This is a genomic window from Curtobacterium sp. MCPF17_001, assembly GCF_003234615.1.
Classification (GTDB): Bacteria; Actinomycetota; Actinomycetes; order Actinomycetales; family Microbacteriaceae; genus Curtobacterium.
Genome location: NZ_QKSL01000012.1, coordinates 111,591 through 120,345 on the forward strand (window position 1 = coordinate 111,591; position 8,755 = coordinate 120,345).

General features: G+C 70.4%; 8 protein-coding genes. 4 read left to right on the forward strand and 4 right to left on the reverse strand.

Features of this window, described 5'->3' with window-relative positions:
• Window positions 1–76 precede the first annotated feature (76 nt).
• The 3 genes from DEJ24_RS12240 to DEJ24_RS12250 all read right to left on the reverse strand — a co-directional run bounded on the left by DEJ24_RS12240 (window position 77) and on the right by DEJ24_RS12250 (window position 2,653).
• Window positions 77–1,006 carry an Fpg/Nei family DNA glycosylase gene (locus tag DEJ24_RS12240; protein WP_111078844.1) on the reverse strand — a complete coding sequence of 310 codons (930 nt, stop codon included), beginning with the start codon at window positions 1,004–1,006 and terminating at the stop codon, window positions 77–79.
• Between the two features lie 93 nt (window positions 1,007–1,099).
• Entirely contained in the window at window positions 1,100–1,588 is a 489-nt protein-coding gene (locus DEJ24_RS12245) for a ribose-5-phosphate isomerase (protein WP_111078845.1), read from the reverse strand.
• A 360-nt stretch (window positions 1,589–1,948) separates the two neighbouring features.
• Entirely contained in the window at window positions 1,949–2,653 is a 705-nt protein-coding gene (locus DEJ24_RS12250; protein ID WP_111078846.1) for an XRE family transcriptional regulator, read from the reverse strand.
• Here DEJ24_RS12250 and DEJ24_RS12255 point away from each other — a divergent pair.
• Window positions 2,652–3,170, forward strand: coding sequence for a GNAT family N-acetyltransferase (locus tag DEJ24_RS12255; protein ID WP_111078847.1), 519 nt, complete (start codon window positions 2,652–2,654; stop codon window positions 3,168–3,170). The two genes, DEJ24_RS12250 and DEJ24_RS12255, sit on opposite strands and share 2 nt — an antisense overlap.
• A gap of 371 nt (window positions 3,171–3,541) precedes the next feature.
• On the opposite strand, the gene DEJ24_RS12260 is transcribed toward DEJ24_RS12255, so the two are convergent.
• Window positions 3,542–4,192 (reverse strand): DsbA family protein, encoded by a 651-nt coding sequence (locus tag DEJ24_RS12260; protein ID WP_258374672.1) that lies wholly within the window; start codon window positions 4,190–4,192, stop codon window positions 3,542–3,544.
• Window positions 4,193–4,316: 124 nt separating this feature from the next.
• On the opposite strand from DEJ24_RS12260, the gene pepN reads away from it, so the two are divergent.
• From pepN to DEJ24_RS12275, 3 genes are all read left to right on the forward strand, one after another.
• Window positions 4,317–6,896 (forward strand): aminopeptidase N, encoded by a 2,580-nt coding sequence (gene pepN / locus DEJ24_RS12265; RefSeq protein WP_111078861.1) that lies wholly within the window; start codon window positions 4,317–4,319, stop codon window positions 6,894–6,896.
• Window positions 6,897–6,973: 77 nt separating this feature from the next.
• Window positions 6,974–8,044, forward strand: coding sequence for a mechanosensitive ion channel family protein (locus tag DEJ24_RS12270; RefSeq protein ID WP_258366114.1), 1,071 nt, complete (start codon window positions 6,974–6,976; stop codon window positions 8,042–8,044).
• On the forward strand, window positions 8,041–8,607 hold the full coding sequence (locus DEJ24_RS12275) for a globin (RefSeq protein WP_309147016.1): 567 nt from the start codon (window positions 8,041–8,043) through the stop codon (window positions 8,605–8,607). The genes DEJ24_RS12270 and DEJ24_RS12275 overlap by 4 nt, the downstream gene beginning before the upstream one ends.
• Window positions 8,608–8,755 lie beyond the last annotated feature (148 nt).

Below are 8,755 nucleotides of genomic sequence, written 5' to 3' on the forward strand. Positions count from 1 at the left end.
CGAAACGCAACGGTGGCGTCGTCACGCACGGCAGTAGCCCTGCGGAGCGCCGCCACCTTTGCGTGTTGCGGGAGGGCTACTTCTGGTCCTTCGGGCACCAGTAGAGCTTGCGGCCGGCCATGTCGGCGATCCGGATCTCGGTGCCGCAGACCCGGCAGGGTTCGCCCTGTCGGTGGTACACCCAGTGGCGGTCCTTCCGCGAGCGCAGTGCCTTCTTGTGGTCGGCGTCGGACAGGCCGTCCATCGTCAGCATCAAGCCGTCCCGGACACCGTCGTGCAGCAGCTTCGACCAGTCCGCCCAGAGCGCCTTCGCCTGCTTCACGGTGATCTTCTTCCCGACCTTGTACGGGTCGAGGCGCTGCCGGAACAGCAGCTCCGCGCGGTAGATGTTGCCGATGCCGCTCACCACGGACTGGTCCATCAGCAGCTGCCCGATCGCGACGTTGCGCTTCCGGATGTTCTCCACGAACACCTTCTCGGCCTCCGGACCGTCGTCGTTCATCGGGTCCGGGCCGAGCTTGTCGAGCGCACGCTGCACACCGGCGGGATCCTCGACGACGCAGGCAGTCGGGCCCCGCAGGTCAGCGACGGTGTCCTCGGTGAGCAGCCGTACGCGCACCTGGCCGACCGGGTCCGGCGGGAAGGCCTCGATCGGGTCCTCGGTCTTCTCCTGCTCGGCCATCCGGTAGCGGGCGAGTCGCGGGGCGCCGATCGAGGACAAGGACTCCTCGCGGTCGTCGTCGTCCGACAGCGCTTCGGCGGTGGAGATCACGCCGGCGAAGTCCCACGCCCCGTACAGACCGAGGTGCACACGGAGGAACAGGTCGTCCTCGAACTCCAGGAACATCTGCTTGCCGACGGCGCGGGCAGCGATCAGTGTCTTGCCGTCGAGCTGTGCGGCGCCCGCGGCGAACCGGCCCTGCGGGCTGGACACCTCGCAGCGCTTGCCGACGAAGTGCCGGGTGAACTGGTTGGCGATTCGGTGGACGGAGTGACCCTCGGGCATGCGTTCCGTTCTACCCGGTACCGCTGACGACCCGTGTCCCCCGACTGCCGACGGCGTGGCCCGGTCCGCGGTGACCCGGCCGGAAGCGCCCTGCTACGCGTCGACCTGCTTGCCGGCGATCGTGCCGGTCTGCTCGTACTCGGCGAGCTGCGCGATCCGGCGGGCGTGGCGCTCCTCGCCCGAGAACGGCTCGGCGATGAACAGGTCGACGAAGCGGATGGCCTCTTCCTCGGTGTGCTGACGGGCACCGATCGAGATGACGTTCGCGTCGTTGTGCTGGCGCGCGAGGACCGCGGTCGACTCGTTCCACACCAGCGCCGCCCGGATGCCCTCGACCTTGTTCGCGGCGATCTGCTCACCGTTGCCCGATCCGCCGAAGACGACGCCGAGGGCCTGGACCCCCGCGCGCTGGTCCTGCACCACGGCGTGCGCGGCGTTGATGCAGAACGAGGGGTAGTCGTCCAGCGGCTCGTACTCGGTCGGACCGTGGTCCACGACCTCGTGGCCGGCTTCGGTCAGGTGCGAGGCGAGGGTCTTGTTGAACTCGAGGCCGGCGTGGTCCGTTCCGAGGTGGATGCGCATGGACCGATCCTATTCCTGCACCCGCGGCGGGCTTCCCGCGCCCGCTCCGGCCGGTAGGCGCGGTGCCGGACGTGGGGCGGGCCTCCGGGCCGGACGCGGGGCCGGGACGCGGGGCGGGCCTCCCGTCCGCGGAAGCGACAGAACTGCGCGCACCTTCCGCCGCGAACTGTCGCTTTCGCGCAGGAGCCGGGCCGGCCGGGCCGGGAGGCGCGGTGCCGGACGCGGGGCGGACGTCCCGTCCGCGAAAGCGACAGATCTGCGCGAACCTTCCGCCGCGGACTGTCGCTTTCGCGCACGAGCAGGGCCGGGCAGGCAGGCCGGGCCGGGAGGCGCGGTGCCGGACCCGGAGCGGGCCTCCCCTCAGCGCTGGCGGACCACCACGACGACGTACCGGCACGGCTCGTCGCCGGCGTTGCGGTAGACCACGTCGGCCGGTTCGCCGAGCTCGATCCGGTCCCCCGCGCCGAGGCGCGTCGTGGTCGCACCCACCTGCAGTTCGAGGGCCCCGTCGACCACCCAGATGCAGTGCCGCAGGAAGGCGTACGCGCTGGCGGGGTAGGCGACCTCGCGACCGGCGGGCAGGCGCACCTCGGTCACGTCGGCGGGGAAGTCCGCGCTCGACAGCGGGCGGCGGCGGTACCCGGTCTCCGGGTCGGTCCACGAGTCGGCCGAGGCGGCACGCTGCACCCCGCGGGCCTCGTCCGGATCGCTGGTCCGGGGCACCTCGTGCTCGAGGGCCTCGTCGAGGAGTTGCGAGACGGTGAGCCCGAACGCGCCGGAGAGGCGGCCGAGGATCGTGGCGGTCGGGCTCGAGACGCCCCGCTCGACGCGGTTGATCATGGCGCGGGAGACGCCGGACTCCTCGGCGAGTTCCGTGAGGCTCCAGCGGCGCTCGGTGCGGAGGCGCTGCAACCGCTCCCCCAGCCGGCGCTGGTCGGCGTCGTCCGGGTGATCGATCTCCGCACGATCACTGTCCGCGTGCCCACTGCCCTTCCGCTCCTGGTCCGTCCGCTCCTGGTCGGGGATTGCGTCGGCACCCTCGGGCTCGTCTACGATGTGAGACATGGCGACAGCATATGCGACAGATGCGGTTCGGGTCCGCGACTGCACTCCCGCGGACCTCGACGTCGTGCACGCACTCCACGTCGACGCGGTCCTGCACTCGACGGCGATCTGGCAAGAGGTCCCGCACCCCCGCGCCTGGTTCGACACCTGGCTGGCCGAGCGGCAGGGCGACGGCTGGCCCGTCCTGGTCGCCGAGGTCGACGGGGTCGTCGCCGGGTACGCGACCTACTCGCAGTGGCGGCCCCACCAGGGCTACCGGCTCACCGTCGAGCACAGCGTCTACGTCGTCGAGTCGTTCCGCGGGCGGGGTGTCGCCTCGACGCTCATGCGCGCCCTCGTCACCCGCGCCACCGACGAGGGCCGGCACGTGATGATCGCCGGCATCTGCAGCACCAACACGGGGTCGATCGCGCTCCACGAGCGACTCGGGTTCGCGACGGTCGCGGTCGTCCCGGAGGTCGGCCGCAAGTTCGACCGATGGCTCGACCTGACGCTGATGCGGTTGCCGCTGGCCTGATCTGACCTTGCTCAGGCTGGGCTGCACCCCGCAGGGACATCGCGTCCGTCAGAACCGGGCGCAGTGCACGCGGCGGGACGCGGACCGGGAGGCCCGTGGCGGGGCCGACCCGCGCCTCCCGTCCGCCCCGCACCACGCGAGCCCGCCCGATCCGACATCGCGCCCTGTCAGAACGGGGCGCGGCGCACGCGGCGGGACGCGGACCGGGAGGCCCGTGGCGGGGCCGACCCGCGCCTCCCGTCCGCCCCGCACCACGCGAGCCCGCGGGACCGCGACGGCACCGACCTGTTCTGCCCCCGCACCGACATCGCGCCCCGTCGGAACGGGGGGCGATGCACGCGGCGGGCGCGACCGTCGTGGTCGCGCCGGGGTCAGTCCTCGACCGTGTCGAAGACCGGACCGGTCGTGCGGGAGCGCTTGAGCTCGAAGAAGCCCGGGTAGCGGGCCGCGGCGACGACGCCGTCCCAGAGGTCGAGTGCCTGCTGGCCCTTCGGCGCCGGCGAGATGACCGGTCCGAAGAAGGCGACACCGTCGACGGCGATGACGGGCGTGCCGACGTCCTGGCCGACCCGCTCGATGCCGTCCCGGTGGCTCTCGCGCATCGCGACATCGGTCTCGTCGGTCCACGCGGCGTCGGCGAGGTCGGCCTCGAGGCCGAGCTGCTCGAGGACGGCCGGCACGACCTGCTTCGGGTCCTTCTGCTGGCGGTGGTGGATCTGCTCGCCGAGCGCGTCGTAGAGACGCTTCACGACCTCCTGGCCGTGGCGTGCCTTCGCAGCCGTCACCAGGCGCGAGTACACCTGGTTCCGCTCCATCGCCTCGCGGTACTCCGCCGGCATGTCCTCGTTGTGCTCGTTGAGGACGAAGAGGCTCATCACGTTCCAGGTCACGTCGAGGTCGCGGTGCTGCTCGACCTCACCCACCCAGCGGCTCGTCATCCACGCCCAGGGGCAGGTCGGGTCGAACCAGAACTCCACAGCAGTCCGGGTCGCAGGGGTGTTCTCCACAGTGGTGTCAGTCACAGGTCGTGAGCGTACGCCCGCTCGCTAGGCTGGTCACGAGCCGTCCCGCCAGCGCACGATGCCGAGCGGGACCACCGACACGCGGACATCGATCGTCCGCGTCCGCAGCGAAGATGGAGCGTCCGTGCCCGGAGAGAACCTCACCAGAACCGAAGCCCAGGAACGTGCCGGCATCGTCAGCGTCCAGACTTACGACGTCGAACTCGACCTGACCCGCGGCGCCGAGAGCTTCGGCAGCACCACCCGAGTGCGCTTCACGGCCACGCCCGGCGCCAGCACGTTCATCGACGCCATCACGAAGACCGTCCACTCGGTCACCCTGAACGGCGCGGCGCTCGACGTCGCCGCCGTGAACGACGGCGTCCGCATCCAGCTCGCCGACCTGCAGGCGCAGAACGAGCTCGTCGTCGTCGCCGATGCGCTGTACACGAACACCGGCGAAGGCCTGCACCGCTTCGTCGATCCCGTCGACGACGAGGTCTACCTGTACTCGCAGTTCGAGGTCCCGGACAGCCGGCGCATGTTCGCCGTGTTCGAGCAGCCCGACCTCAAGGCCGAGTTCAGCTTCACCGTGACCGCACCGGCACGCTGGCAGGTCGTCTCGAACGCTCCCACGCCCGAGCCGCACGTCGACGGGGACCACGCCACGTGGACCTTCCCGCCCACGGCGAAGATCTCGAGCTACATCACCGCGCTCGTCGCCGGCCCGTACGAGGTCGTCCGCAGCGAGCTCACCAGCCGTGACGGCCGGACCATCCCGCTCGGGGTGTTCGCGCGGAAGTCGCTGGCCGAGTACCTCGACCCCGAGTACGTCTTCGACATCACCCGCAAGGGCTTCGCGTACTTCGAGGAGAAGTTCGACGTCGCCTACCCGTTCGAGAAGTACGACCAGCTCTTCGTGCCGGAGTTCAACGCCGGTGCGATGGAGAACGCGGGTGCCGTCACCTTCACCGAGACGTACGTGTTCCGCTCGAAGGTCACGGACGCCATCAAGGAGCGCCGGGTCGTCACGATCCTGCACGAGCTCGCCCACATGTGGTTCGGCGACCTCGTGACCATGAAGTGGTGGAACGACCTGTGGCTCAACGAGTCGTTCGCGGAGTGGGCGTCGACCATCGCCACGGCCGAAGCCACCGAGTGGACCGAAGCGTGGACCACGTTCCAGGCGATGGAGAAGTCCTGGGCCTACCGCCAGGACCAGCTGCCCTCGACGCACCCGATCGTCGCGACGATCAACGACCTCGAAGACGTCCAGGTCAACTTCGACGGCATCACCTACGCGAAGGGTGGCTCGGTCCTCAAGCAGCTCGTCGCGTGGGTCGGCATCGACGCGTTCTTCGCGGGCGTCTCGGCCTACTTCAAGAAGCACCACCACTCCAACACCGAGCTGAAGGACCTGCTCGTCGAACTCGAGTCCACCAGCGGCCGTGACCTGTCCGAGTGGTCGAAGCTGTGGCTCGAGACCGCCGGCGTGAACACCCTCCGCCCGGAGATCCAGACCGACGCCGACGGTGTGATCACCTCGTTCGCCGTGCTGCAGGAAGCCCCGGCCGACCACCCGACGCTGCGACCGCACCGACTGGCGATCGGCGTCTACTCCTTCACGAACGACGCTTCGGCACCGTTCGGAGCCGACACCGCGTCGTCCGGCGGCAAGCTCGAGCGGGCCCACCGCGTCGAGATCGACGTCGACGGAGCCCGCACGGACGTGCCCGAACTGGTCGGGGTGCACCGCGGCGACCTCGTGCTGCTCAACGACGACGACCTGGCCTACGCCAAGATCCGTCTCGACGAGCAGTCCCGTCGCACTGCGATCGAGCACCTCGCCGCGATCGCGAACCCCCTCGCGCGTTCCATCGTCTGGGGTGCCGTCTGGGACGCCACACGCGACGCCGAGTCCCCCGCCAGCGACTACGTGTCGCTCGTGCTCGGCAACATCGCGACCGAGACCGAGTCCACGACGATCCGGACCACGCTGTCGCAGCTGTTGCTCACCGCGCGCAACTACGTCGCGCCGGCGAAGTCCGACAGCACCGTCCGTACCGTCGGTGACACCCTCTGGCAGCTCGCATCGTCGGCCGAGTCCGGCTCCGACGCGCAGTTCCAGTTCGTGAAGTTCTTCGCGCAGATCCCCTCGACGCCCGAGCACGTGGCGACGCTCCAGGGGCTGCGTGACGGCTCGGTGACGCTGCAGGGGCTCGAGGTCGACACCGATCTCCGCTGGGAGCTGCTCGAGGGCCTCGTGCTCGCCGGCGCTGCGGGCAACGACGAGATCGACACCGAGCTCGCCGCCGACCGCACGGCCTCGGGTGAGCAGGCCGCCGCGCGTGCCCGGGCGACGATCCCCACGGCCGAGGGCAAGCTCGCCGCGTTCTCGTCGCTCGTCGACAGCGACGACGCGCCGAACGCGATCGTCCGTCAGACCACGATCGGGTTCCAGCACGTCAACTCCCCGGTCGTGCTCGAGGGCCTCGTGTCACGGTACTTCGACGTGATCACCCGCATCTGGGACGAGCGTAGCTACCACATCGCGGACACCGTCGTCACGGGGCTCTACCCCGCGCCGCTGGCGTCGACGGAGCTGCGCGACGCGGCCGTGGCGTGGCTCGAGGCACACCCGGAGACGCCGGCACTGCGCCGCATCGTCACCGAGAACCTCGCGGGCACCGAGCGGGCCCTCCGGGTCCAGGCAGCGGACGTCTGACCCTGATGTGACGAGCGGCGAGGCCTCGGCGTTCCTCCAGGGAGGCCGAGGCCTCGCCGCTTAGCATCGATCGGATCATGCTCTTGGCTGCAGACACCACCGACGTCTCGAAGTGGGCGTCGAACACGTTCACCCAGTTCGTCGACACCTGGCACGTCCCGATCACCATCGTCATCGTCCTGCTCGCGGCGGTGGTCCTCCGGCTCATCCTCCGCCGGACGATCAAGCAGGTCGTCGACCGCATCGTCAACGGCGTGAAGAAGCGGCAGGGTGCCGCGGACACGCAGGCGCTCGTCGCCTCACCGCTGCAGACGGCCCGGGTCGTCCAGCGCACCCGGACCCTCGGCAGCGTGCTCGAGAACCTGGCGACCGTCGTCGTCGCGGTCATCGCGTTCGCCATCATCATCTCGACGGTGTTCCCCACCGCCGCCGTCGGCATCGTCGGTGGCGCCTCGGTGGTCGCCGCCGGCCTGGCGGTCGGTGCCCAGAGCATCGTCCGCGACATCCTGTCCGGCATCTTCATGATCCTCGAGGACCAGGCCGGGGTGGGTGACGTCGTCGACACCGGGCAGGCGACCGGCGTCGTCGAGAGCGTGGGCCTGCGCGTCATGCAGATCCGCGACGTCAACGGGATCCTCTGGTTCGTGCCGAACGGCCAGATCCTGCGCGTCGGCAACCTGTCCCAGGGGTGGTCCCGCGTCCTGGTGGACATCACCGTCCCCTACGACACCGACATCGACGCGGTGCAGGACGCCCTCCTGCACGCTGCCGTCACCATGTCGCAGGAGTCCCGGTGGCGTCAGCGCATCGTCGAGAAGCCCGAGATCTGGGGCCTGCAGTCGATCACGGACACCGGCATGGTGTTCCGCCTGGTCGTGAAGACCCGTGCCTCCGAGCTCGACGTCGTCGGCCGCGAGCTCCGCATCCGGCTCAAGCACAGCGTCGACGAGCTCGGCGTCACCCTGCCCGCGATGGCGATGATCATGCCCGCCGGGTGGGAGAACGCCACCTCCGTGAACGGCCTGCGACCGGTGCGGACCGCGCCGGTCCCGACACCCGCCCGGTCCCGCAGCGCACGACGGAACGTCTTCGGGCGGGCCATCCGTACCGGAGAAGAACCCAGCACCGACCACGAGGACTCGCCATGACCGGACCGTCCCTGCCGATCGGGCCACCGGCCGGAGCCGCTGGTCGGCCCGAGAGCAGCGGTCGCGCAGAAACCAGCGTTCACGCCGACAGCAGCGGCCGCACCGAGGGTGCCCGTCACTCCGACGGTGCCGGCGCGGTTCCGGCGCAGCCCGTCACGCTCCGTGTCGGACTGGGCGGCGCCGCGGCGAGCGGCTCGCTCTTCGACCGCATCGGCGGCGCGCCGACGTTCGACCGTCTGGTACGACGCTTCTACGAGGGAGTGCAGCACGACGAGGTCATCTGGCCGATGTACCCGGCCGACGACCTCGAGGGGGCGATCTGGCGGCTGTCACAGTTCCTCCAGCAGTACTGGGGTGGACCGTCCACGTACAGCGAACAGCGCGGACACCCCCGCCTGCGGATGCGGCACAACCCGTTCCGCATCACGCCCGAGGCGCGCGAGCACTGGCTCCAGCACATGCACGACGCGGTGGAGTCGCTCGGACTCGCTCCGCTCGACGAGGCCGAGCTCTGGGGGTACCTGGACCGTGCGGCCCACGTGATGACGAACGCGTTCGACTGAGTCGGGGGACGTTCGGCATCGGCGGACGTGCCGGATGACGGACGGGAGGCCCGTGGCGGATCCGACACGGGCCTCCCGTCCGCCGTCCGCTCGCCCCGCTCAAGGAGGTCAGTCGGGTCCCCGTCGGGGTCGGGGTCGGGGCTGTCTC